The sequence below is a fragment of the Pseudoxanthomonas sp. PXM03 genome (genome assembly GCF_014852005.1).
Lineage (GTDB): Bacteria > Pseudomonadota > Gammaproteobacteria > Xanthomonadales > Xanthomonadaceae > Pseudoxanthomonas_A.
Genome location: NZ_JACVAU010000001.1, coordinates 1,672,247 through 1,695,726 on the forward strand (window position 1 = coordinate 1,672,247; position 23,480 = coordinate 1,695,726).

The following is a 23,480-nucleotide window of genomic DNA, read 5'->3' on the forward strand; positions in this document are numbered from 1 at the left end:
GCCGCAGGGTGGAATCGGATCGCCTGCGGCCCCATGACGATGACATCGTCATTGCCGGTGTCCCCATGATCCCTTACTCGCTCCTCGACCTCGCGCCTGTCTGCGAGGGCAGCGATACCACCCGGGCTTTCGTCCACATGCGCGATCTCGCGCAGCATGCCGAGCGCTGGGGTTACACGCGCTACTGGCTGGCCGAGCACCACAACATGCCGGGCATCGCCAGCGCTGCAACGGCGGTGCTGATCGGGCACGTGGCCGGTGCGACATCCACCATCCGCGTGGGTGCTGGCGGCATTATGCTGCCGAATCACTCGCCGCTGCAGGTGGCCGAGCAGTTCGGCACGCTGGCATCGCTGTATCCGGGCCGCATCGATCTTGGCCTCGGCCGTGCACCGGGCACCGACCAGGCGACGGCGCGTGCGCTGCGCCGCTATTTCGACAGCGCCGAACAGTTCCCGCAGGACGTGCAGGAGCTGCTGCGTTACTTCGAGCCGGTACAGGAGGGCCAGGCGGTGCGCGCCGTGCCGGGCGCGGGGCTCGACGTGCCGGTATGGCTGCTGGGCTCCAGCCTGTTCGGTGCACAGCTCTCCGCCGCGCTCGGCCTGCCGTATGCGTTCGCGTCCCACTTCGCACCCGATGCCATGGACCAGGCGCTGCTGGTGTACCACCGCGACTTCCGTCCCTCGAAGCGGCAGGCCAAGCCGCACGCGATGCTCGCCTTGAACGTGGTGGCGGCCGAGACCGATGCCGAGGCGAAACACCTGTTCACCACGCAGCAGCAGGCCTTCGTCAACCTGCGTCGCGGGCGCGCCGGCCTGGTGCCGCCGCCGATCGACGACATCGAAACGTTCTGGGAGCCGCACGAGAAAGCGGGTGTGGCACAGGCGCTGGCCTGTGCCGTCATCGGCAGCCGCGATACCGTGCGCAAGGGCATCGCGGACTTCATCCAGCGGCATCGCCCCGACGAGCTGATGCTGACCGCCAACATCTTCGACCACGACAAGCGCTTGCGCTCGTTCGAGATCGCCGCCGAGGTCATGCAATCGTAGGGTGGGCCTCGGCCCACCGTCGCACGGGGTCGGACGCGGCGTGCGTCGAGCCGCCGATCATCCTCCGCGCGAGCAGATGCGACACGATGGTGGGCCAAGGCCCACCCTACGAGGTGCCTCGTTGGAGAAACGGCACGCGCTCGTACAGCCGGCGCTCTCCGCCGCGCGGATCGTCCTGCATGCTGGATCTGTCGTCGAACACCATCGTCTGCCGCTGTGGCAGCGTGTAGGGCGACCACGTCGGAAGGCCCGCGTGGTTCGGGTCGCCACGGCGGGCGAGGGCGATCAGCGCCTCGCTCATGCGCGAGGCCATCGTGCGTGCGCGTTGATCATCGCCGGTCTTCGATCCCTCGGCCGCCACGTTGTCGAACACCAGCGGGATGTCGAGCGTGTGGAAGGCCCGCAGGCGTCCGCCTTCGGCCGGCGAGCGCCAGTCCAGCTGGTAGACCCACGCCGGCGATCCCTGCTTTGCACGCTCCTCGGCTTCGATGACGGCGCCACGCCAGGAGCGGCCCGCGGTGGTGGCCGCGAAGAACACTTCGGACGGCGTGTAATCCGGATACAACCGGCGGTACTCGGCGATCACCACGTCCGGCGACAGGTCCACGTACTGCTGTTCGCGCAACTTCTGCGGCAACTGGTCCCAGGTCAGCGCGAAGTTCGCTTCGTCGTTGCCGAGGAACGCGCGCGTCTCGTCGCGCGTGTTACCGATGATCATCGGAATGCGCGCCGACTGCGCAGGCGCATCGGGATGGAACGGATGCCGGGGCAGGTTGTGCGTGTCCAGCACGGGCCCGAAGTAGAGCGCGGTGTTCTCCACGCGCGACGGATCGCGCACGCGCGTGGCGTCCAGCAGCCGCGCCATCGGCATCGCCAGCAGCGGATCGGTGTCGCGTGGGCCGAGGTCCAGTTCGGCGAGGAACAGCGCGGTGCGCTGCGCCGCCGCACGTGGACCCGCAGCGGTGACCTGCTGGCCGCTCATCGTCATCGCCTTGTGGAACAGGCCGTCGGCCTCCGGCATCGCCATCAGCGTGGCGATCTTGGCGCCGCCCCCGGACTGGCCGAACACGGTGACATTGTCCGCATCGCCGCCGAACTCGTGCGCGTGTTCGCGCACCCAGCGCAGGGCGTCGATCAGGTCGAGCTGGCCCACGTTGCCGGCGTCACGCAGGCGCTCGTCGCCGCTCTCGCCCAGGTAGAGGTAGCCGAACGCGTTGAGCCGGTGGTTGACGGTCACCACGACCACATCGCCGCGGCGGCACAGGTTCACCCCGTCGTACAGCGGGTGGGAGCCGGAACCGTTGTTGTAGCCGCCACCATGGATGTAGAACAGGATCGGACGCTTGCCATCATCGCGCAGGGCAGGGGTGTAGACGTTGAGGAACAGGCAGTCCTCGCTGACGGACTGGCCGTCCGCATCGCCGCGCTGGGGTGCGGATGCGTCGAAGCGGGTGGCATCGCGCGCACCGGTCCAGGCGGTTTCGCGCACCGAGCGCTGGAAACGGCGGGTGGCGGTGTCGGCCCCGTAGGGCACGCCGCGGAAGACGTGGATGCCGCGATCCACGGTCCCGGCAATGCGTCCGCTCCGCGTGGCGGCAAGCGGAGACCGCGAGCCCGCCTGCGCGGTGAACAGTCTGGGGCCGAGCAGGCCCGCCATCGCGGAGGTGGCGGTGAGCTGCCGCAGGAAGTCGCGGCGCGAGGAAGGAACGGGACGGAACGGACGCATGGAATGCCTGTGATGACACCGGTTTCCAAAGGCTAGCAAAGGCGTTCTGGACAGGAACGCCGCAGTGCGTCAGACCGCCATGCCCGCCGCATGGCCCGAAGCCCAGGCCCACTGGAAGTTGTAGCCGCCCAACCACCCGGTGACGTCGAGTACCTCACCGACGAAGAACAGGCCAGCCACGTGCTTCGACATCATCGTGCTGCTCGAGACCCCGTCGGTGTCCACGCCACCCAGCGTCACCTCGGCGGTGCGGTAGCCCTCGGTGCCGCTGGCGACCAGTGGCCAGTTGGCCAGCAGGCTGGCGGCGTCCTTCAGCTGGGGCGGGTTGAACTGCCTCATCGGCCGGTTCGGCAGCCAGACCTCGCACAGGCGTTGCGCGAAGCGGCGCGGCAGTACGTCCGACAGCACGGTCTTCAGTTCCGCATCCGGCCGCTGCGCCCGTTGCGACTGCAGCCAGTCCAGCGCGTCGTGGTCCGGCAGCAGGTCCAGTCGCAGGTCATCGCCCGGCTGCCAGTACGAGGAGATCTGCAGGATCGACGGACCGCTGACACCGCGGTGGGTCAGCAGCATGAAGTTGCGGAAACGCACCTTGCCGCATCGGGCTTCCACCGGGAGCGCGACGCCGCTCAGGTCGGCCAGCCGCTCCTGGTGTTTGCCGCTGAGCGTCAGCGGCACCAGTCCCGCACGCGTGGGCAGCACGGCATGTCCGAACTGCTTCGCCAGTTCGTAGCCGAAGCCGGTGGCGCCCATGCTGGGGATCGACAGGCCGCCGGTGGCCACCACCAACGATGGCGCGGCGAAACGGCCCAGTGGCGTATCGATGCGGAACACGCCGCTGTCGTGGCGGACCTGCTGCACGCTGCAGCCCGTCTCGATGCGTACGCCTGCGGCGACGCATTCGTCCGCCAGCATCTTCACGATGAGCTTGGACGACACGTCGCAGAACAGCTGCCCCAGTTCCTTCTCGTGGAAGGCAATGCGATGGCGCTGGACCATTTCGATGAAATCGCCCGGCGTGTAGCGCGCCAGCGCCGACTTGCAGAAATGCGGATTGGCCGACAGGAAGTTGGCAGGCGTGGTGCCGGTGTTGGTGAAGTTGCAGCGCCCGCCACCGGACATCAGGATCTTCTTGCCGACCTTGTTGGCATGTTCGATGACCAGCACGCGCAGGCCGCGCTGGCCCGCCGTGAGTGCGGTCATGAGACCGGCCGCGCCGCCGCCGATCACCAGTACGTCGTGAGTGGGCGCCATGCGCTCAGGCAGCCCGCGCGAGCCCCGTCTGGCGGACCACGGGGATGACGCTGACCACGCGATCGTCGGTCATCCACTGCATTTCGCCGTCCTGGATCATCACGTTGAACCGCATGCTGCGCACCATCAGCGCGGTGAGGGCGTCTACCGCCTCCGGCGCGATGTCGAGCACGGTCAGGTTGCGATGGCGTGCCAGCAGCGCCGCGTTCCTGTCCCACCAGAGATCGGCCGCGCGGCCGCCGTAGTTGACCACGACGACCTCGCGGGCACGTCCGCAGGCCTTGCGGATCCGGGATTCGTCCGGCTGGCCCAGGTCGATCCACTGCTCGATCAGGCCGGTGTAATCCTTGCGCCAGAGGTCGGGTTCTTCTTCATTGCTCAGGCCCTTGCCGAACTCCAGCCGGTCCTCGGCCAGCAGCGCGAAGACGAGCAGGCGCACCATCAGCCGCTCGTCGGTCTCCGACGGGTGCTGGGCCAGGGTCAGGCCGTGGGCACCGTAGTAATGACGATCCATGTCGCTGATCTGGAGTTCGGCTTTGACGACGGTGGACTTGAGGGCCATGGTGGGGGTTCGGGCAAGGGGGCGTCATGATACGCCGCATGGAGGGGCGCCCCCCGAATGCCGGCAACCGGTCAGCCGGACCGCTTGGACCTCCCTGTTCAGCTTGTGCGCGGGAAGGATTCGCTTTTCTCCGGAAACCCCGGTAGAGTGCCGGCACTGTGCTTGCCAGGGTCACCGTGAATCGTGAGCCTGATGCGGTAGATACATCTGCTACATCTTCCCGCTTTACCAACGCCTGCAAACCCAGTCCCGTCCCGGTTTCCCCGGGGTTGTGGTCCTTTCATCCATGTTTCAGGAGTTAGTAAAGATGTCTGATCGTCAGACCGGTACCGTCAAGTGGTTCAACGACGCCAAGGGCTTCGGCTTCATCACCCCGCAGAGCGGCCCCGACCTGTTCGTGCACTTCCGCTCGATCCAGGGCAATGGCTTCAAGTCGCTGAAGGAAGGCCAGGCGGTCTCCTTCGTCGCCGTGCAGGGCCAGAAGGGCATGCAGGCCGACCAGGTGCAGCCGCTGTAATCCAGCGCTGAACCCTACGGTTCAAGAAAACGCCGGTGCGCAAGCGCCGGCGTTTTTGTTTGTGGGCTCGCCAGAGGATGACGTGGTGCGCGAGACGGGGGCGGAGTGCACTCGCAACCGCTGCCGTCATTCCAGCGAGAGCTGGAATCCATTGACTGTCAGCACGACAGTTCTTGCCAACTCGGCTGGGAGGGCAACAGCAAAATGGGTCCCAGCGTTCGCTGGGACGACAGGTTCAGAGTTTCCGTACGCGGAAGCTGCGGCCCTTGATCTTGCCGGCATTCAAGCGCGCCAGTGCCGCGCCGGCTTTGTCGCGCGCGACGGCCACGTAGGTACGCGTGGCGAAGACATTGATCTTGCCGATCGCGGAAGCGGACAGGCCGGCGTCGCCGGTCAGTGCGCCGAGCACGTCGCCGGGGCGCAGCTTGTCGGTCTTGCCGGCGTCGATGCGCAGCGTGGTCATCGCGGCGGGCGGCGCGGTATTGGCCTTCGGGGGTGTGGGGACATTGCGGTCCCACAACAGCGGCGCGCCCAGACGTTCCTCGATCACGGCGGCGCGCGGCAGTTCGCGCGGCGTGCACAGGCTGATCGCCAGGCCATCGCGACCCGCGCGGCCGGTGCGGCCGATGCGGTGCACGTAGGTATCCGCGTCGCTGGGCATGTCGTAGTTGACCACCAGCACCAGGTCCTCGATGTCCAGTCCGCGCGCGGCCACGTCGCTGGCGACCAGCACGTTGCAGCTGCGGTTGGCGAAGCGCACCAGCACTTCGTCGCGGTCCCGCTGTTCCATGTCGCCGTGCAGGGCGAGCGCGGAGAAGCCGAAGTGCTGCAACGAACCAGCGACTTCGTCCACGTCCTTGCGCATGTTGCAGAACACCACGCACGACTCCACGCCGCGTTGCGCGAGCAGGCCCGCCAGCGCGGTCTGCTTGCGCTCCGGGTCCACGCGCACGAAGCGTTGCTCGATGACCGCCTGTTCCTGTGGCGCGTCCACCGTGACTTCGAGCGGATCGCGCAGGGTGTTGCGGGCAATCCCGCGGATGGCGTCGGTGAAGGTGGCCGAGAACAGCAGGCTCTGGCGATCCTTCGGCGTCTTGCCGGTGATCTCGCGGATCGACTCCTCGAAGCCCATGTCGAGCATGCGGTCGGCCTCATCCAGCACCAGCGTGCGGATGCCACCCAGGTGCAGCGCCTTCTTGCGCAGCAGTTCCTGGATGCGGCCCGGCGTACCGACGACCACGTGCGGATCGTGCGCTTCGAGCGAGCGCAGCTGCGGCTCCAGCGGCATGCCGCCGCACAGCGTCAGGACCTTGAGGTTGGGGATGCCCACGGCCAGTTTGCGCACCTGCTGCGCCACCTGGTCGGCGAGTTCGCGGGTCGGGCACAGCACCAGGGCCTGCGTGCGCCCCGTGGCGGCATCGAGCCGGTGCAACAGGCCCAGGCCGAAGGCAGCCGTCTTGCCGCTGCCGGTGGGGGCCTGTGCGATGACATCGCGGCCATCGAGGATGGCGGGCAGACTGCGGGCCTGGATGGGGGTCGGCCGGGCGTAACCCAGCGCCTGGACACCCTGCTGCAGGCCGGGTGCCAGCGGAAGAGAAGTGAAATCGAGCATGCGGCATTTTCGCAGATCGGCGCGGTTGCCGCCGGAAAACCTATTGCAGGTCGGGGAAATCTTCCTCGGGCAGCGCGATGAACGACCAGAACGGAACCTCGTTGGACGTCCAGAACTGCGAGACTTCGTCCAGGATGTCCAGCAGGGTGTCGAAATCGGCCTCGGTGCGTTCGCGCAGTTCGTGGGCCTGTTCGAAGAGCAGGACGTAGCCGGGCGCCTCCAGCCACGACAGGTCGCGCAGGCTGTCGGACAGCGCATCCCAGTTGCGCCCGGAGGACTGCGGGAAGTCCAGCACCGTGGCGATGCGCAGCAGCAGGGCGCCCTTGCTGTCGCAGCCTGACAGGTCTATCCGGCGCGACAGCAGCCCGGCATCGCGGCCGACCGCGGCCAGCGGATCGAGATCATCCTCGGTAACGAAGAAGACGCCCGCGCGCGTGGGATCGGCCAGGCCGGGATCGAAACCGGATTCGCTCATTGCAGGGTTCCGTTGCCGATCTCGAACCGGCGGAAGCTCTCGTAGTGGTCGTCGGTGTAGTAGTACTCGCGCGGTGGTTGGCCGCCGGTGACGATGCGGCGTGTACCGCGATGGTCGAGCCCGGGCGTGTCGACCGTGTACTCGCGGTAATAGCCGCGCGACTGCCGTGGCAGCCGGCCCTCGCGATTCTGGAAGACCGAGCCGTCCTGCCGATGCGGGAACGGGCCTCCGCTGCGTATCAGCGCCAGTGTCTGTCGTGCCTCCGCCGGCAGGAAGGCTGGAAGGTCCGCACCCGGCGTCGGCAGGGCAGCGGCAGGCGGATCGTCCACGGGTCCGCCGGGACGCGTCTGTTCCACCGGCGGAAGCGCGAGTTCGGCGTTCGTGCGCTGGGGATGGGTGGCTTCCTGCGTTTCGGCGGCCGGCGCGGGGGCATCGTCGCGCTGCGACCACCACCATGCGCCTGCAGCCAGTAGCAGCAGGGCGAGGAATGCAATCAGGGGGAGACGCTGCCGGCTCTGCCGGCGGGCGCGTGAACGTCGACTCATGCGTGGATCATTCCGTCAGGAAACGGCCGCAGCCGCGGTAGACCTTGCCACCCACCGTCAGGGTCGCGGAGGCGGGATACTCGTTGTCGCTCATGCCGTCGCTGCAGACTTCCTTCTTCGTCGTCAGCGACACGGCCAGGCCATCGGCGGTGCTGCCCGCATAACCCTCTCCCGTCTTGCGGACCTGGGCGACATCGACCTTGCGCTCGCCGTAGTCCAGGTCGGCACTCAGGCGGGGCGTCGCGCCACTACCGACCTCCACGGACCAGCCGGGTTCGGTGCCGATCCCGCGGAAAATGCTGCCGCGTGCCCTGGCCTGCTCCCAGGGTGTCCCCGCCGCTGGAGGAGAGGGCTCTCCGCTGGCCCGCACCATCCTGAACTCGACCGGCGCAGACGCACCCGGCGTCACAGGGACGCGCGTATCGGTGACGAACCAGAGCTTGCCCTGCGCGTCGCGCAGGCCCGCGTGCAGGCCGTACATGCCGTTCGGGCGCACCTTGGCCGGGTCATAGGGGAGGGTGAAGGCGAACGGCGGGCTCTCCAGGTCGCTGAAGTCGGCGCTGGCGACCACGGCAGCCGGTGTATCGGCAAGCTGGTTGTCCACGAGTTGCACGCTGAGTGTCGCGCCTGGCGGTGGCGTGATGCGTTCGAGATAGATGGCCCGCCCATGGATCGCCGCGACAGGCTGTGTCGGGGCTCCGCTGCCGGTGGGCGGCGACTGGCAGGCAGCGAGTGTCAGCAGGCAGGCGGTGGTCAACAGCGGACGAAACATCGCGCGCTCCTTGGGGTGATCGTGGCTGGCCGCCAGCTTAGCGGTGGCCGGTGTAATGGTTCGTCAACGCGGAAAGGGTCGTGGTGCGGTCCCGGTTCGCGCCCACGCGGCCGTCGCGCTACAGTCGCGCCGGGACACGGAGGCCGCCGGGATGCCGTCGCACGATCCGAGAGTGGATGCCTACATCGCGATGGCTGCCGAGTTTGCGCGCCCGGTCCTCGAACGCTTGCGGAGCGTGGTGCACGAAGCATGTCCGCAGGTGGAAGAGACCATCAAGTGGAGCATGCCGTCGTTCCAGTACGGCGGACGCATCCTGTGCAACATGGCCGCATTCAAGCGGCACGCATCGTTCGGCTTCTGGCAGCACACGCAGGTCACGGACGGCAAGGCGCGCGACGGCATGGGGAGCCTGGGCAAACTGGTGTCGCTGGAAGATCTGCCGCCCAGGCGGGAACTGATTGCACGGGTGCGCAAGGCGATGGCGCTGATCGATACTCCTGCGGCGTCATCGGCGTCCGCGTCAGCCAAGGCTGCTGCGCGTCCCGTGCTGCGCACGCCGGCGGATCTCCGCGATGCGCTTGCCCGCAACCCGGAAGCAAAGGCGACATTCGATGGCTTCAGCCCCAGTGCCCGGCGCGAGTACATCGAATGGATCATCGGGGCCAAACGGACGGATACGCGTGAGCGAAGACTGGCGCAGGCGGTCGCGTGGATGGCGGAAGGCAAGATGCGCCACTGGAAGTACCAGGCACGCTGAGTCCGCATCGGGCGACATAGACCGCCCTCATCGGGGCGATTCAGTATTGCGATGACGATGCGGTTTGCGGACGGTTAGTATCGGTCGCAAGCCACCGAACCCCCGTCATCGCACTGCACGCGCCCCTGCGCGCGCCGGAGACCCCTGGCATGAATCGCGTCCTGCGACCCTTTGCCTACACCCGTGCCGCGGTGGCCTGGCCCTATATCGCGGCCGTCATCGCGCTTGTGGGTGCGGCGTTGTGGGTGCTGTGGCTCGCGCCGCCCGGGCAGGAAAGCGGCATGCGACTCGCGCTGCGCGGCGGTGCGTTGTGCGCCGCTGCCACGGCGATCGGTGCGTTGCCGGTGCTGGTGATGCGGACGATTCCGCAGCGACTGGCAGACGGGTTGCTCGGCTTCGGGGCCGGTGTGATGTTGGCGGCCACGGCGTTCTCGCTGGTGCTGCCGGGCTTGGCGGCGGCGGAAGCACAGGGCTTCTCGCCTTGGGGTGCGGCGGGCCTCGTGGGTGCCGGGATCCTGCTGGGCGCATGCGCGCTGCTCGCACTCGACCGCGGCCTGGTCGACGACCCACTGGACGCACAGCGTCGCCTCGTACCCTCGCGGGTGATGCTCTTCGTGCTGGCCATCGTGCTGCACAACATTCCAGAAGGCATGGCGGTGGGCGTGGCGGCCGGCGGTGCGCTCAGTGGTGCGGCCGGGCTGGCGATCGGGATCGCCCTGCAGGACATACCGGAAGGCTTGGTGGTTGCCCTTGTGCTGGCGACGGCGGGCATGGCGCGGAGCAAGGCGGTCTTCCTGGGCGCGCTGTCGGGCGTGGCCGAACCCCTGGCCGCGATTCCCAGCGCGTGGGCAGTCGGCATTTCGTCGGTGCTGCTGCCGTGGGGGGGCTGGCGTTCGCGGCGGGAGCCATGCTGATCGCCGTGGGCCACAGCGTGATCCCCGAGTCGAACCGGCACGGCCACGGCGGCATCGCATCGTTCGGGCTCGCGCTGGGCTTCTGCCTGATGATGGCGCTGGACACGGCATTGGGTTGACCGCAAGGCGCGAGGTGCCCACGCTGCCGTTGTCCTCGCTGGAGAATGGCATGTCCGAACCGTTGACGATCATCGGCAACTACATCTCGCCCTACGTGCGCAAGGTGCTGGTCTGCCTGGAGCTGAAAGGCATTCCGTACCGGATCGATCCGATCGCCCCCTTCGTGGGGGACGCGGAGTTCAGCCGCATCAGTCCCCTGCGCCGCATCCCCGTACTGCGCGACGGTGACCTGGTGCTCAACGACTCCACGGTGATCTGCGAGTACCTGCAGGACAGGTTCCCCCAGCCATCGCTGTATCCGGCCGATCCTGTGCAGCGGGCACAGGCACGCTGGCTGGAGGAATACGCGGACTCCTACCTGGGGGATGTGATCGTCTGGCGCATGTTCTTCCAGAAAGGCGTGCGCCGGTTTCTGTTCAACGAAGGCACCGACGAAGACGTGGTGCGCAGGGCCCGGGACGAGGAACTGCCGGTTGCGCTGGATTATCTGGAAGCACGGATGCCCGTCGCCGGTTGGCTGTTCGGCGATGTTTCCATCGCCGACATCAGCATCGCTGCTTTATTCCGCAATGCGGTGTTCGTGAAGTACTACGTCGATGCGCAGCGATGGCCGCGTACCGCCGCCTTCCTTGCGCGTGCCTGGGCGTTGCCGCCGTTCCAGGCACTGGCGGGCTACGAAGAGCGGACCCTGCGCACACCGCTCCAGGAGCAGCGTGCGGTACTTGCGGAGATGGGGGCGCCGCTCACCGACACGACCTGCGGCAATGCGGCGCCGCGCTATGGCGTGATGCGGCTGGGGTGATGGATTCCGGTCAGCAACTTCTGCAGCAGCGGTGCGAGGGGTGACGGCCCGCTCCTGCAATCCCATCGAGGTATCACGGGTTCGTGTCGACGCGCAAGACCGGATAGAGCCGATAGCGTTCGTCCCATGATGGGTGTCGGCGATAGAAGAATTCGAGCCGTGCAGCGGGATCGTCGGAGAAGGCTTTGTCTTCACGCAGCCGGCGTTCGAACTCGGCCTTCACGGCAGGGTCGCGCAACATCTCGCGTGCCACGCTCTCGGCCACGTAGTCTTCCATGTACTCCTTACGCTCGAACGCATTGTTGAAGCGGCCCCAGGCGAGCAATGAATCGGGCGCCTGTGGTTCAAGCAGCGCCATGACCAGGCGCGACTTCGCCTGCGCGATGGGCACGAACAGCGTGCCGGCCGGCACGCTGCGAGCTTCCCGCCTCCAGTCGCCTTCCACCGTCAGACGCTGGCGGGCTTCCACCGGGCTGCTGCCGAAGCTGGATTTCGTGGCGCGAAACGCGGCCACGTCACCCTGCCAGGGTTTGCCCAGGAGCCGATACTCCACGCCATGCGTCTTCAGTACATCGGCAACCCAGGACGCTTCCGCGGCGGGCACCAGGTAGCCCGCTCCGGGCGCATCGATGACGAGGGCGGGTCGGATGTCATCCTTCAGCGGCACTTTCCAGAGCTGCGGTGTTGTTTCGTCGTAGCGCGTCATCAGTGCGCCGGAGACATCCGAGCGGGTGCGCGTGTAGGCGTATCCGCGAAAATCCACGGTACGCGCGGCGGGCGCGGCCGCATAGGTCAGCGGCTCGGGGTGGCCGGCGAGTTGCGCGGCGGCGGCATCGGCTTCCCGTGCACTGGCGAGCCAGTCGCGGCCGTGCGCCGCCACCTGTTCGAGTACCGACACCACCGTGTTGCGGGTGATCTTCACCCGTACCGGGTACTCCTTCCAGGAATGCGTTTCGACCAGCATCGCGATCCGGTTGCGGAGCAGGAAGTAGCCATGCGAGAAGCGGGGCGGTGCCACGCTGTCCTCGAAGCCCGAAGTCGGATCGTCATTGACGACGAAGGATGGGTAGTAGGGGAGGGGCAGCGAACCCTGCGCGGCGAGATCGCCGATCACCGACGTCCTGAGGGCCAGGCCCGCCTGCCGCAGCCCCGCATCGCCGGCATGCACGGGCTCCACCTGGATGGAGATGTCGTGCTCGAACTGCGCGCCGTTGGTCGCGTGCAGGTCCACCGTGACCAGTGGATCCCAACGCTCTACGAGCTGCAGCATCGCCCGCATCTCCGGGGTGTCGGCTTTCAGGTAGTCGCGGTTGAGGTTGAAGTTCTGCGCGGTGGTGCGCCAGCCCATCTCTTTCGGGCCGCGCTGGTTGGGCCGGTTCCATGCGCCGAAGCGCTCGTGGCCGTCCACGTTGAATACCGGCACGAACAGCCACACCTGCTTGTCCAGCGCACCGTTCGCTGCCTTGCCTTCGAGCACCTCGCGCAGCGCCAGGAAGCCGGCGTCCTTGCCGTCGATCTCGCCGGCATGGATGCCGCCTTGCACCAGCACGACGGGAAGTCCGCGCTTGCGTGCCAGGTCCGGCGTCAGCGCGCCACTGGTCGAGGCCACCAGCATTTTCATCGGGCGTCCCTCCGGCGAGGTGCCGAAGGTGTGGCAGCGCACCGCCTTGGGGTACTGGCGCGCAAACGCGTCGCACAACGCGATGACCTCGTCGTAACGCCCGGTTTCAACGAACCCCGAGCGCTCCGACACGGTGGCGAGGGGAGGCGTGGCGTGCGTCAGTGGTGCAAGGACCAGCAACAACACGGCGTAGAGGGGACGCAGCATGGAAAAATCCTGAACAGGGCAGGGGCGAATGATGCCGCGCAATCGCGGTCAGTCCCAGTCCCCGTTGTCCGCGTGCCCGGCACCCGGGTGGTTCGACCCTGCGCGGGCGGATACGGTAACCTTCCGGGACTTTTTCACCGGAAGATCGGATGAGCACGACCGCAGAAGCCAGCCAGGGCCGCATGCCCCGCCAGATTCCCTACATCATCGGCAACGAGGCGTGCGAACGGTTCAGCTTCTACGGGATGCGCAACATCCTGGTGCCGTTCCTGATCAGTTCGGTGCTGCTGGCCTACCTGCCGGACCAGGCGGCGCGCGAAGGCGCGGCGAAGGATCTGTTCCACAGCTTCGTCATCGGCGTGTATTTCTTCCCGCTGCTCGGTGGCTGGCTGTCGGACCGCTACTTCGGCAAGTACAACACCGTCCTGTGGTTCTCGTTGATCTACTGCGCCGGCCACGCCTGCCTGGCGATGTTCGAAAGCCACGCCACCGGGTTCTACACAGGCCTGTTCCTGATCGCACTGGGCTCGGGTGGGATAAAACCCCTCGTGGTGACGTTCTGCGGTGACCAGTTCGACCAGACCAACAAGACCAAGGCGAAGGTGGTCTTCGATGCGTTCTACTGGATCATCAACTTCGGTTCGTTCTTCGCTTCGCTGCTGATGCCGCTGGTGTTGAACAGCTGGGGTCCGGCGTGGGCCTTCGGCATCCCCGGCATCCTGATGTTCATCGCCACGCTGATCTTCTGGGCGGGGCGCAAGAAGTACGTCAACGTGCCGCCGTCACGCGGCAACGATCCGGATTCGTTCCTCAGCATCGTCCGCAGCGCCCTGTTGGGCAATGAGCGTGGCATCGGCACGCTGGTGGCCGCTGTGGGCGTGATCGGCGGCGGGGTGATGTTGCTGTTGTGGGCGCTGAAGTTCGCCGGTGTCGCACTGTGGCCCGAAGCATGGGGATTCGTCATCACCGCCTGCCTGGCGCTGGGCGCGGTGATCGCCGGTGTCGGTTTCGGTGCATCGCTCCAGCTGGAGTCTGCGCGCGGCATGCATCCTGACGCGGCCATCGAAGGCGTGCGTTCCGTGCTGCGCATCCTGATCGTGTTCGCGCTGGTGACGCCGTTCTGGTCGCTGTTCGACCAGAAGGCATCGACCTGGGTCATCCAGGGCAAGGCGATGCAGATTCCGCATGACCTGTGGTGGTGGCCAAGCCGGCTGGTGAAGGACGCCACGCAGATGCAGGCGCTGAATCCGCTGATGGTCATGCTGCTGATTCCGTTCAACAACCTCGTGCTGTATCCGGCGCTGCGCCGGATGGGCTTCAACGTCACCGCGCTGCGGCGGATGGGATGGGGCATCGCCATCTCCGCGCTGTCGTGGGTCGTGGCCGGCCTGCTGCAGTTGCAGATGGACGATGGTCAGCAGGTGTCCCTGGCCTGGCAGACCCTGCCGTACCTGCTGCTGACGTTCGGTGAAGTGCTGGTATCGGCGACCGCGCTTGAGTTCGCCTACAGCCAGGCACCGATGGCCATGAAGGGCGTGATCATGGCGTTCTGGTACCTGACAAGCACCTTCGGCGGGTTGTGGGTCTTGCTGACCAACGCCAGCGTGCGCGACCCGGCGGTGATCGGCTGGATCCAGACACAGGGCTGGACCGAGAACGCGTTCCTGATGTTCTTCTTCGCCGGTTTCGCTTTCGTGGCGGCATTGGCATTCGCGCTGTACGCGCGTACGTATCCCATGCAGGACAACTACCGCACCGCGGCGTAAGGACGAGGGATGAGCGCACCCATTACCCTGCTGCTGATCGCAGTGACCTGCGTGGTCAGCTTCATCGCATTCCGCACGCCGTCATTGCTGATGCGGCTTATCCTGTGGCCGCCCGCGATCCATCGCCACCGCCAGTACGACCGGCTGGTCACCTACGGGTTCATCCACGCGGATTTCTGGCACCTGCTGTTCAACATGTTCACGCTGTTCTTCTTCGGGCGACTGATGGAACAGGTGATCACCCAGATCAGCGGCAGTCGGCTGACCTTCGTGGCGTTCTATTTCTCCGCGCTGGTGGTGTCGATCCTGCCGACCTACCTGAAACACCAGAACGACCCCAACTACCGCAGCCTGGGGGCGTCCGGTGCAGTGTCGGCGGTGCTGTTCTCCTACATCCTGATCGATCCGTGGGCGCGGATAGGCGTGTTCTTCATCCCCATGCCCGCCATCGTGTTTGCCGTGCTCTACATCGCCTACAGCATCTGGATGGACCGTCGTGGCGGCGACAACATCAACCACGGCGCGCATCTGGCGGGGGCCGCTTACGGCGTGCTGTTCCTCGCGGCGATGGAGCCTCGCGTGCTGGGCCATTTCCTGGAAGCATTGTCACAGCCGAGCTTCGGTTAAGCCGTCATTGCAGTAGCGCTCACCTGCGCTGAAGGTCCTGCGTGTTATCCCGGTGCCACGTCTCACACGTGGAGCAGCGCATGGCAACCGCAAAGACACGCAAGGCAACCCGCAAGACCGCGAGCAAGACCGCCACGAAGAAAGCGCCCGCCAGGAAGGTCGCGAAGAAAGCAGCCGCGAAGAAGGTGGCCAGGAAGGTCGCGAAGAGTACGACGAAGGCCACGCGCAAGACCACGACCGGCAAGGCGGCCACGAAGCAGGCCACTCCGCGCGTCGGCACCCGGAAGGCGGGCGCCGCCACGAAGAAGATCGCGACAAAGAAGGCAGCGACAACGAAGGCAGCAACCAGCAAGGTCGCGGCGAAGAAGACGACAGGCAAGGTTGGCGGCCCCCAGCCCGCGCGCAAGGGTGCTGCGAAGAAGGTCGCGAGAAAGTCCGCAGCAACACCCGTGAAGAAGACGGTGGGCAGCGCGGCAGGCTCCCGGACGACAAGTAAGCCTGCAGCACGCAAGACGCCGGCCCGCAAACGCGCGCCGCGCAGGATCACGCCGACGCAGGCGCTCGAAACAGCGCGCGCGTTGCTGGAACAGAAGCACGAACTGGATCGGCAACCTGCGCCGTGGCAACAGCTCGATCACCACGATCAGGGAGCGGCGACGGGTGCGGGATTCGTCTCTTCGGAAGCCGCAGGCAAGGCGCTGGAACTGCATGCTGCCGAAAGCAGGATGAAAGCCATCCAGGGCAGCGCGGGAACACAGGACCGGCGCAACCAGGGCAAGCGCGACCATCGCGGCGAGTGACTTGCGACGCCCTGGAGAAAGGGAAGGTGGAACTACGTGCTGGCCGCGTCAGGCGATGCGGCCGGGACGGGACTCCGGCGCGGCAGTCACACCCGAAGGCGGACCCCTGCGCCGCGCCGGAGCACCCGGTAGAAAGGTCGTGCGATCAATCCACCAGCGAGTGGACGGCGTGCACCCCGGCGTTGTCGCTGCTCGAGTAGGTGGACATCAAGCGCTCGTAGACGGCGTTGTTGAGACGCTCGAACTCCCAGTCCTTGGTGTGGCCGGTGACGGTGAGCTGGTACAGGCCTTCAAGCAGGGTGAAATCGCTGGCGCTGGAGACGTCGGGCAGTTCTTCGATCAGGCTCATGGCGGGCTCCGGATTGCAGTTCGTTTGAGCCGTACCACGCAGCAATCGTGCCAACATGTGTTATGAGGCGTTCGTCACGTTTATCCCGGGCATCGAATCCTTCACAAGCATGAATGTGACGCGATGCGTCCAGTTCTGCCACAGCAACGTGTGGGCATTGGGTCACAATGCCCCTGAGCCCCCTGCCACGGAGACGCCATGACCGGTGACCAGCCTTCCCTCGACCTGCATCACGACCCGGCCGCCCGCCGCTTTGCCGCTCGGCTGGACGGACGGGAGGCCGAACTGCTGTATTCGCTGCGCGATGGCCGCATGGTGATCGACCATACCGGCGTGCCCGACGCCATCGGCGGGCGCGGCGTCGCCGCTGCCCTGGTCAAGGCCGCGCTGGACCATGCGCGATCGCAGGGTTGGCGTGTCGTGCCCGCGTGCTCGTACTCCGCCGCATACGTTCAGCGGCATCCCGAGTACGCCGATCTGGTGGATGCCTGATGTATCTGGAGGAAGGCAATGGCGCGGCCTAGAATGACGGCCATCACACACCCGGAAGGAGCCCGAACGTGTCCCCCAGCATTTCCCCACCCCCCTTCCTTCGGACCGCCTTGCTGTTGATGGCGGTCCTGGCCTTGTCCGCCTGCAAGCGCGAGGCCGCGGTGCCGCCCACCGCCGCCGGTGATGCCGCCCCGCCTGGCGCGGCGCCCGCTGACGCGCCTGCCCCGCCGGTCGAGCTGAAGGATGTCATCGAAAGTACGGACCGCTATGTGGTGGGAATCAGTTATCCGGCCTCGGTCAACCGGTATCCGGGCCTGGCGAAGGCACTGTCGGACTATGCGACGGCGGAACGCGCCGAACTGATGGAAGCGGTGGAGGCCTTCGGCAACGACAAGCCCACCGCACCGTACGAGTTGTCGCTGGCGTTCGAGCAGGTGGTGGATACGCCGCAGATCGTGGCAGTCGCTGCGGACGGCAGCCGTTATACCGGGGGCGCACATGGTCAGCCGCTGATCGCGCGCTTCGTCTGGCTGCCGCAGCAGGACACGCGGCTGACGGCGGCGGCGCTGGTGCCGGGTCCTGCAGGATGGCGTGCCATCAGCGACTACGTGCGGGAGCAGCTGCACACGGCGGTGGTGACCCGGGCCGATGAGGACGAACTGGCGCCGACGGATCGGGCCGCGCTGATCAAGAGCACCGCGCGGATGATCGACGAAGGCACCGAGCCAGACGCCGGCAATTTCAGTGAATTCGTACCCGTGCTGGACGCTGCGGGCCGCATCACGGCGCTGCGTTTCGTCTTCCCTCCTTACCAGGTGGGCCCTTACGCGGACGGTACCCAGGCGGTCGATGTGCCGGCCGCCGTGCTGCTGCCGCACGTGGCACCTGAGTACGCGGGGCTGTTCGCCCGCTGATGCCGCATGCCACATCACCGCTTCCAGCGCAGGATCACGGACCTGTTGGCCGAAGCGGATGTGCTGATCGGAGGGGACCGGCCGTGGGACCTGCAGGTGCACGATGCGCGCTTCCATGCGCGCGTGCTGGGGCAGGGGTCGCTGGGCCTGGGTGAAAGCTACATGGAGGGCTGGTGGGACACGGCCTCGCTGGATGGCCTGCTGTTCCGGCTGCTGGCGGCCCGCCTGGACGAACGCGTGCACCGGGCAGGCGAGGTCTTCGATGCGCTGCGTGCGCGCCTGACCAACCTGCAATCGCCACGCCGCAGTCGCGAAGTCGGGCGACGCCACTACGATCTGGGCAACGATCTGTACCGCGCGATGCTGGGCCGCCGACTGGTCTACAGCTGCGGCTATTGGCGTGGGGCGAAGGACCTGGATGCTGCCCAGGAAGCCAAGCTGGATCTTGTCTGCCGCAAGCTCCGCCTGCAGCCAGGCATGCGCGTGCTCGACATCGGCTGCGGTTGGGGCGAAGCGCTGAAGTTCGCGGCCGAGCGTTACGGCGCAAGCGGCGTCGGCATCACCATTTCCCGCGAACAGGCGGAGTACGCCACCGCACTCTGCGCGGGGTTGCCGATCGAGATCCGGCTGCAGGACTACCGGGAGGTGGACGAGTCGTTCGACGCCGCGTTCTCGCTGGGCATGTTCGAACATGTCGGCGTGAAGAACTACGCCGGCTATTTCGATGTGGTGCGCCGTTGCCTGCCGGCGGAAGGCCTGTTCCTGCTGCATACCATCGGCGGAATCCGGTCGGTCAACCGCACCGATCCCTGGATAGCGCGCTATATCTTCCCCAATTCGATGTTGCCATCCGCGCTGCAGATCACGCAGGCCATCGAAGGGCGCTTCGTACTGGAGGATTGGCACAACTTCGGAACGGACTACGACCGCACACTGCAGGCGTGGCGTGAGAACGTCGAGTCGGCGTGGGATGCACTGGATGCGCGCTACGACGAGCGCTTCCGGCGGATGTGGCGGTTCTATCTTGCAGTGTCGATGGCCACCTTCCGCAGTCGCCGGTCCCAGCTCTGGCAGGTCGTGCTGTCACCGCGCGGCGTCCCCGGAGGCTACCTGGCGCCAAGATGAAGCGCTGGAACGGAAAGAGCAGGCCGGGGCCTGCTCTTCGCATGTCGGTGGATGTCCTGCCGGTTCAGGCGGAGGGAGGCGACGGCAGCTCGCGGGCGTTGAAGATGCGCTCGATCACCTCGGCCAGTTCGTCTTCCGAGAACGGCTTGGTCAGGTAGGCCTTGGCGCCCTGGCGCAGGCCCCACATGCGGTCGGTGTCCTGGTCCTTGGTGGTCACCAGGATGACGGGGATGTGCTTGGTCGTGGCTTCGCGGCTGAGCGTGCGCGTGGCCTGGAACCCGTTGAGGTTGGGCATCACCACGTCCATCAGGACCATGTCCGGGAGCTCGCGCTTGGCGACTTCCACGCCGGCCGCGCCGTCCTCAGCGGTGATGGATTCGTGCCCCAGCTTCTCGACGATGCGCTGGATGCCCAGCAGTTGCGACGGTGAATCGTCGACGATCAGAATTTTTGCCATGGAGTTCCCCAGATTGTCCCCGCCGTCGATTGTAGAGCGTGTTCGAGACAAGACAAATGGGGAACGCGGCCAGCAGATGACGCCCGTCGTGCCGCCACTGCCGTTCATCCCATTCGCACGAGCGTGCGGCCGAAGGAGCCACCGGCCAACATGGTGCGGAATACGTCGGGCAGCCCGTCCAGGCTGGTCTCGCGGGTGCAGATGGTATCCAGGTGGGCGGGCTTCCAGTCGCTCGCCAGGTGCTGCCAGACCGCGTCCCGGATGTCGCGCGCGGTGCCGGCCGAGGCCACGCCCAGGAGGGATACTCCGCGGATGATGAAGGGCATGACGGTGGCGGGCAGGTCGGCACTGGCGGCCAGTCCGGCCGTGGCCACATTGCCGTAGGGCACGGTCTGGGCCAGCAGACTGGCCAGCATCGTCCCGCCCACGTTGTCCAGCCCGCCACCGAAGCGCGCGGTCTCCATCGGCCGCGCCGTCGTCAATGCGTCGCGTCCCAGCACTTCGCGGGCACCGATGGCTTTCAGGTAGGCCGCATTCTCGGGCTTGCCACTGACCGCGTGCACCTCGAAGCCGGCCTTGCTGAAGATGTCGACCGCCAGCGAGCCGACGCCGCCGGTGGCGCCGGTGACCGCGAGCGGCCCCAGGTCGGGGGTCTGCCGGTTCTCGCGCATGCGGAACAGGGCCAGCGCGGCGGTGAAGCCTGCAGTGCCCAGGATCATGCTCTCGCGCAGGCTGAGACCTGCGGGCAGGGGAATGACCCACTTCGCCTCCTGCCGGGCGTACTCGGCATAGCCGCCATCGCGCGTCTCGCTCAGGCCGCAGCCGGTGACGAGCACGGCATCGCCCTCCCGGAAAGCGGGATCGGTGGAGGCTACGACATGCCCGGCTACGTCGATCCCCCCCACCAGCGGAAACTTGCGGAGGATCTTGCCTTCGCCGGTGCCGGCGAGCGCGTCCTTGTAGTTGACCGACGAGTACGCGGTCTTGATGATCACTTCGCCCGGGTTGAGTGCATCAAGCGTCAGCGCCTCGATGCCGCTGCGATAGCCGGCGTCGTCGTTGTGGATGCGGAAGGCGTTGAAGGTGGTGGTGAGGGTCATCGTCGTTGTGTCCCTATCGTCTCAAAGGATGTCCTGGTACAGATCGCACCACGTCGGATTCACATCCTCGATCAGTTGGATTTTCCACATCCGCTTCCAGGCTTTCAGTGCCTTTTCGCGCAGGATCGCAGATTCCATCTGCGCGTGGACCTCATACCAGACCAAAGTATGGATGCCATGGCGTCGGGTGAAGCCATCGACCTGATCATGCTTGTGCTGCCAGATGCGTGTTGGAAGGTCGGACGTTACACCGACGTAGAGGGTGCCTCGTGGTTGGCTGGACAGCAGGTAGACGCAGGGAATCCGTTCCCGTGGCATGCGGGCTCTCCTTTGCCTGTCCTTGGTTTCGTCAGTGGACTATAGACCGACCCCGTCATTCCAGCGAACGCTGGAATCCATTGGCCGTGAGTGTCGTGGTGAATGCCGCAAGAGCAAGATGGGTCCCAGCGTTCGCTGGGACGACGGAGGGGGAGTGCTGGCGCGTGATCCGCCCGAAGCCGTCATTCCAGCGAAAGCTGGAATCCATTGGCCGTGAGTGCCGTGGTGATCGCCGCAAGAGCAAGATGGGTCCCAGCCTTCGCTGGGACGACGGAGGGGAGTGCTGGCATGTGATCCGCCCGATCCCGTCATTCCAGCGAACGCTGGAATCCATTGGTCGTGAGCGCCGTGGTGGTCGCCGCAAGAGCAAGATCGGTCCCGGCGTTCGCTGGGACGACGGAGACGCAGCTCAGCGCAACGACTTCCGCCGCTTCTCATCCATCCATTTGTCCGCCTGCGCCGGGGTATAGGCGCGCATCCAGGCGACCATCGCATCGAGGTCGTCGCCATGCCAGAGGTCGTTGCGCTGCTCAGGGTGCAGGAAGCGCTCCTCCACCATGCGGTCGATCATGCCCATCAGCGGGGTGTAGAAACCCTCGACATCAAGAAAGGCGCAGGGCTTGTTGCCGATGCCGAGCTGGCGCCAGGTCAGCATCTCGAACATCTCGTCCAGTGTGCCGAAGCCGCCGGGCAGCGCGACGAAAGCATCGGACAGGTCGAACATGCGCTTCTTGCGTTCATGCATGTTGGCGACCACTTCCAGCCGGGTGACGCCCTTGTGCGCGACTTCCCAGCCCACCAGCTGCTCGGGGATCACGCCGATGACGTCACCGCCAGCGGCGAGCACCGCGTCGGCGACGATGCCCATCAGGCCGACGTTGCCGCCGCCGTAGACCAGCTGCAGGCCTTCCTTCGCGATGCGGTCGCCCAAAGCGATGGCGCGTTCGGTGTAGGCGGGCTTGTTGCCGGCGTTGGAGCCGCAGTAGACGCAGATCGATTTCATTGCAGGGGTTCCGGAGGTGATCAACAAAGACGTGGAAAACGCAAAACGCCGGACCATGATCCGGCGTCTGCGTGCGATGCGTGCGGGAACGTTGTCGCGTTCCCCCGGCTCAGTTCGCCTTGTGGATGGCGCGCTTGTCCACCGCCATGGCCGCATCGTGGATCGCTTCGGACAGGGTGGGGTGCGCGTGGCAGATGCGGGCCAGGTCGTCGGCGGAGCCGTTGAACTCCATCGTGATGACGCCTTCGTGCACCAGTTCCGATACGCCCACGCCGACCAGGTGCAGGCCGAGGATGCGGTCGGTCTCGGCATGCGCCAGCACCTTCACGAAGCCGGCCGGCTCGCCCATGGCAACGGCGCGTGCGATCGCCGCGAACGGGAAGCTGCCCGCCTTGTACGGGATGCCTTCGTCCTTGAGCTGCTTCTCGGTCTTGCCGACCCATGCGATTTCCGGCTCGGTGTAGATGACCCACGGCACGGTGTCGAGATTGACGTGGCCGGGAAGGCCGGCGATCAGCTCGGCCACCGCGATGCCTTCCTCGAAGCCCTTGTGCGCCAGCATCGGGCCACGCACGCAGTCGCCGACGGCCCACACACCATCCACGCCGGTGTGGCAGTGGTCGTCCACTTCGATCTGGCCGCGCTCGTTGAGCTTCACGCCGGTACCGTCGGCCAGCAGGCCCTTGCTGGCGGCCTTGCGGCCGACCGCGACCAGCAGCTTGTCGACCGTCAGGGTCTTCTCGCCTTCTGCATCGGCGTAGGTGACCACGACTTCCTTCTTCTTGCCCTTGCCGGTGACTTCGGTCTTGCTGACCTTGGCACCCAGGCGGATGTCCAGGCCCTGCTTCTTGAATTCCTTGGCGGCGGTCTTGGCCACTTCCGCGTCGGCGGCGGCCAGGAAGTCGGGCAGGGCTTCAAGGATCACGACCTCGGCGCCCAGGCGCTTCCACACGCTGCCCAGTTCCAGGCCGATCACGCCGGCGCCGATCACGGCCAGGCGCTTCGGCACTTCGGTGAAGTCCAGCGCGCCGACGTTGTCGACGATGGTCTCGTTGTCGAACTTGGCGAACGGCAGTTCGATGGAATCCGAACCGGCGGCGATGATGACGTTGGTGCCCTTCAGCTCGACTTCGCTGCCATCGTGCTGCTTCACCTTGACCACGTTGCCGGGCTGCAGCTGGCCGAAGCCGTAGTACGGGGTGATCTTGTTCGCCTTGAACAGCATCGCGATGCCGCCGGTGAACTGCTTCACGATCTTGTCCTTGCGGCCGACCATCGCCTCGACGTCGATCTTCGCGTCCTTGAAGCTGATGCCGTGGTCGCCGAACAGGTGGCCCATGTTCCAGAACTGGCGCGAGGAGTCCAGCAGTGCCTTGGAGGGCACGCAGCCCACGCGCAGGCAGGTGCCGCCCAGCGCGGGCTTGCCGTCCTTGCCCAGCGCGGCGTCGATGCACGCGACCTTCATGCCCAGCTGCGCGGCACGGATGGCGGCGTGATAGCCGGCAGGACCGGCACCGATGACGACGACGTCGAATTGTTCAGCCATTTCAGTGTCCTTTGCCTTTTCCCTTCTCCCCTCGGGAGAAGGTGCCCGAAGGG

General features: G+C 66.4%; 26 protein-coding genes. 12 read left to right on the forward strand and 14 right to left on the reverse strand.

Annotation, left to right across the window (positions count from 1 at the left end; all coding sequences use genetic code 11):
- Positions 1 to 65 precede the first annotated feature (65 nt).
- Entirely contained in the window at positions 66 to 1,049 is a 984-nt protein-coding gene (locus tag IB223_RS07860; protein ID WP_192201031.1) for an LLM class flavin-dependent oxidoreductase, read from the forward strand.
- A 106-nt stretch (positions 1,050 to 1,155) separates the two neighbouring features.
- On the opposite strand, the gene IB223_RS07865 is transcribed toward IB223_RS07860, so the two are convergent.
- From IB223_RS07865 to IB223_RS07875, 3 genes are all read right to left on the reverse strand, one after another.
- Complete coding sequence (locus tag IB223_RS07865) at positions 1,156 to 2,775, reverse strand: carboxylesterase/lipase family protein (RefSeq protein ID WP_192201032.1); 1,620 nt, start codon at positions 2,773 to 2,775, stop codon at positions 1,156 to 1,158.
- Positions 2,776 to 2,844: 69 nt separating this feature from the next.
- Positions 2,845 to 4,026 carry an NAD(P)/FAD-dependent oxidoreductase gene (locus IB223_RS07870; protein ID WP_192201033.1) on the reverse strand — a complete coding sequence of 394 codons (1,182 nt, stop codon included), beginning with the start codon at positions 4,024 to 4,026 and terminating at the stop codon, positions 2,845 to 2,847.
- A 4-nt stretch (positions 4,027 to 4,030) separates the two neighbouring features.
- Positions 4,031 to 4,588: a YaeQ family protein gene (locus IB223_RS07875; protein WP_192201034.1), complete on the reverse strand. Its 558-nt coding sequence runs from the start codon at positions 4,586 to 4,588 to the stop codon at positions 4,031 to 4,033.
- Between the two features lie 307 nt (positions 4,589 to 4,895).
- Here IB223_RS07875 and IB223_RS07880 point away from each other — a divergent pair, with 307 nt between their 5' ends.
- Positions 4,896 to 5,105 (forward strand): cold-shock protein, encoded by a 210-nt coding sequence (locus IB223_RS07880; protein WP_055942770.1) that lies wholly within the window; start codon positions 4,896 to 4,898, stop codon positions 5,103 to 5,105.
- Positions 5,106 to 5,340: 235 nt separating this feature from the next.
- Here IB223_RS07880 and dbpA read toward each other — a convergent pair whose 3' ends face one another.
- Genes dbpA through IB223_RS07900 form a run of 4 tightly spaced genes read right to left on the reverse strand, consistent with a single transcriptional unit; the run spans position 5,341 to position 8,509 of the window.
- Positions 5,341 to 6,717 (reverse strand): ATP-dependent RNA helicase DbpA, encoded by a 1,377-nt coding sequence (dbpA, locus tag IB223_RS07885; protein WP_192201035.1) that lies wholly within the window; start codon positions 6,715 to 6,717, stop codon positions 5,341 to 5,343.
- A 40-nt stretch (positions 6,718 to 6,757) separates the two neighbouring features.
- On the reverse strand, positions 6,758 to 7,192 hold the full coding sequence (locus tag IB223_RS07890) for a barstar family protein (RefSeq protein WP_142125307.1): 435 nt from the start codon (positions 7,190 to 7,192) through the stop codon (positions 6,758 to 6,760).
- Positions 7,189 to 7,737, reverse strand: a complete 549-nt coding sequence (locus IB223_RS07895) for a ribonuclease domain-containing protein (protein WP_192201036.1) — start codon at positions 7,735 to 7,737, stop codon at positions 7,189 to 7,191. The genes IB223_RS07890 and IB223_RS07895 overlap by 4 nt, the downstream gene beginning before the upstream one ends.
- Positions 7,738 to 7,744: 7 nt before the next feature.
- Positions 7,745 to 8,509 carry a YbaY family lipoprotein gene (locus IB223_RS07900; RefSeq protein WP_192201037.1) on the reverse strand — a complete coding sequence of 255 codons (765 nt, stop codon included), beginning with the start codon at positions 8,507 to 8,509 and terminating at the stop codon, positions 7,745 to 7,747.
- 151 nt (positions 8,510 to 8,660) lie between these two features.
- Between IB223_RS07900 and IB223_RS07905 the strand changes: the two genes are divergently transcribed.
- The 4 genes from IB223_RS07905 to IB223_RS07915 all read left to right on the forward strand — a co-directional run bounded on the left by IB223_RS07905 (position 8,661) and on the right by IB223_RS07915 (position 11,102).
- Positions 8,661 to 9,266, forward strand: coding sequence for a YdeI/OmpD-associated family protein (locus IB223_RS07905; protein WP_192201038.1), 606 nt, complete (start codon positions 8,661 to 8,663; stop codon positions 9,264 to 9,266).
- 149 nt (positions 9,267 to 9,415) lie between these two features.
- Complete coding sequence (locus tag IB223_RS07910) at positions 9,416 to 10,180, forward strand: ZIP family metal transporter (protein WP_225590854.1); 765 nt, start codon at positions 9,416 to 9,418, stop codon at positions 10,178 to 10,180.
- Positions 10,174 to 10,299 carry a hypothetical protein gene (locus IB223_RS18960; protein ID WP_255431474.1) on the forward strand — a complete coding sequence of 42 codons (126 nt, stop codon included), beginning with the start codon at positions 10,174 to 10,176 and terminating at the stop codon, positions 10,297 to 10,299. Before IB223_RS07910 ends, IB223_RS18960 begins: the two co-directional genes overlap by 7 nt.
- A 50-nt stretch (positions 10,300 to 10,349) precedes the next feature.
- Positions 10,350 to 11,102, forward strand: a complete 753-nt coding sequence (locus tag IB223_RS07915; protein WP_192201039.1) for a glutathione S-transferase family protein — start codon at positions 10,350 to 10,352, stop codon at positions 11,100 to 11,102.
- Positions 11,103 to 11,175: 73 nt separating this feature from the next.
- Here IB223_RS07915 and IB223_RS07920 read toward each other — a convergent pair whose 3' ends face one another.
- The gene (locus tag IB223_RS07920) at positions 11,176 to 12,930 is read right to left on the reverse strand and encodes a M14 family metallopeptidase (protein WP_192201040.1); all 1,755 of its coding nucleotides are present in this window, start codon (positions 12,928 to 12,930) and stop codon (positions 11,176 to 11,178) included.
- 149 nt (positions 12,931 to 13,079) lie between these two features.
- On the opposite strand from IB223_RS07920, the gene IB223_RS07925 reads away from it, so the two are divergent.
- The 3 genes from IB223_RS07925 to IB223_RS07935 all read left to right on the forward strand — a co-directional run bounded on the left by IB223_RS07925 (position 13,080) and on the right by IB223_RS07935 (position 16,123).
- A complete protein-coding gene (locus tag IB223_RS07925) occupies positions 13,080 to 14,696 on the forward strand; it encodes an MFS transporter (RefSeq protein ID WP_192201041.1) in 1,617 nt (538 codons plus the stop codon).
- Between the two features lie 9 nt (positions 14,697 to 14,705).
- Entirely contained in the window at positions 14,706 to 15,323 is a 618-nt protein-coding gene (locus IB223_RS07930; protein ID WP_142125314.1) for a rhomboid family intramembrane serine protease, read from the forward strand.
- A gap of 80 nt (positions 15,324 to 15,403) precedes the next feature.
- The gene (locus tag IB223_RS07935) at positions 15,404 to 16,123 is read left to right on the forward strand and encodes a histone H1 (protein WP_192201042.1); all 720 of its coding nucleotides are present in this window, start codon (positions 15,404 to 15,406) and stop codon (positions 16,121 to 16,123) included.
- A gap of 145 nt (positions 16,124 to 16,268) precedes the next feature.
- Here IB223_RS07935 and IB223_RS07940 read toward each other — a convergent pair whose 3' ends face one another.
- The gene (locus IB223_RS07940) at positions 16,269 to 16,472 is read right to left on the reverse strand and encodes a hypothetical protein (RefSeq protein WP_192201043.1); all 204 of its coding nucleotides are present in this window, start codon (positions 16,470 to 16,472) and stop codon (positions 16,269 to 16,271) included.
- 198 nt (positions 16,473 to 16,670) lie between these two features.
- Between IB223_RS07940 and IB223_RS07945 the strand changes: the two genes are divergently transcribed.
- The 3 genes from IB223_RS07945 (at position 16,671) to cfa (ending at position 19,003) form a co-directional block, all read left to right on the forward strand.
- On the forward strand, positions 16,671 to 16,964 hold the full coding sequence (locus IB223_RS07945) for a GNAT family N-acetyltransferase (protein WP_192201044.1): 294 nt from the start codon (positions 16,671 to 16,673) through the stop codon (positions 16,962 to 16,964).
- 119 nt (positions 16,965 to 17,083) lie between these two features.
- Positions 17,084 to 17,878, forward strand: a complete 795-nt coding sequence (locus IB223_RS07950) for a DUF3298 and DUF4163 domain-containing protein (RefSeq protein WP_192201045.1) — start codon at positions 17,084 to 17,086, stop codon at positions 17,876 to 17,878.
- A gap of 6 nt (positions 17,879 to 17,884) precedes the next feature.
- On the forward strand, positions 17,885 to 19,003 hold the full coding sequence (cfa, locus tag IB223_RS07955; protein ID WP_192201046.1) for a cyclopropane fatty acyl phospholipid synthase: 1,119 nt from the start codon (positions 17,885 to 17,887) through the stop codon (positions 19,001 to 19,003).
- Between the two features lie 64 nt (positions 19,004 to 19,067).
- Here cfa and pilH read toward each other — a convergent pair whose 3' ends face one another.
- From pilH to lpdA, 5 genes are all read right to left on the reverse strand, one after another.
- Entirely contained in the window at positions 19,068 to 19,460 is a 393-nt protein-coding gene (gene pilH, locus IB223_RS07960) for a twitching motility response regulator PilH (RefSeq protein WP_093297747.1), read from the reverse strand.
- Positions 19,461 to 19,564: 104 nt separating this feature from the next.
- Positions 19,565 to 20,560 carry an oxidoreductase gene (locus tag IB223_RS07965; RefSeq protein WP_192201047.1) on the reverse strand — a complete coding sequence of 332 codons (996 nt, stop codon included), beginning with the start codon at positions 20,558 to 20,560 and terminating at the stop codon, positions 19,565 to 19,567.
- Positions 20,561 to 20,581: 21 nt separating this feature from the next.
- Complete coding sequence (locus tag IB223_RS07970) at positions 20,582 to 20,878, reverse strand: GIY-YIG nuclease family protein (protein ID WP_192201048.1); 297 nt, start codon at positions 20,876 to 20,878, stop codon at positions 20,582 to 20,584.
- Between the two features lie 409 nt (positions 20,879 to 21,287).
- Entirely contained in the window at positions 21,288 to 21,881 is a 594-nt protein-coding gene (locus tag IB223_RS07975) for a TIGR00730 family Rossman fold protein (protein ID WP_192201049.1), read from the reverse strand.
- 109 nt (positions 21,882 to 21,990) lie between these two features.
- Positions 21,991 to 23,427: a dihydrolipoyl dehydrogenase gene (gene lpdA, locus IB223_RS07980; protein ID WP_192201050.1), complete on the reverse strand. Its 1,437-nt coding sequence runs from the start codon at positions 23,425 to 23,427 to the stop codon at positions 21,991 to 21,993.
- Positions 23,428 to 23,480 lie beyond the last annotated feature (53 nt).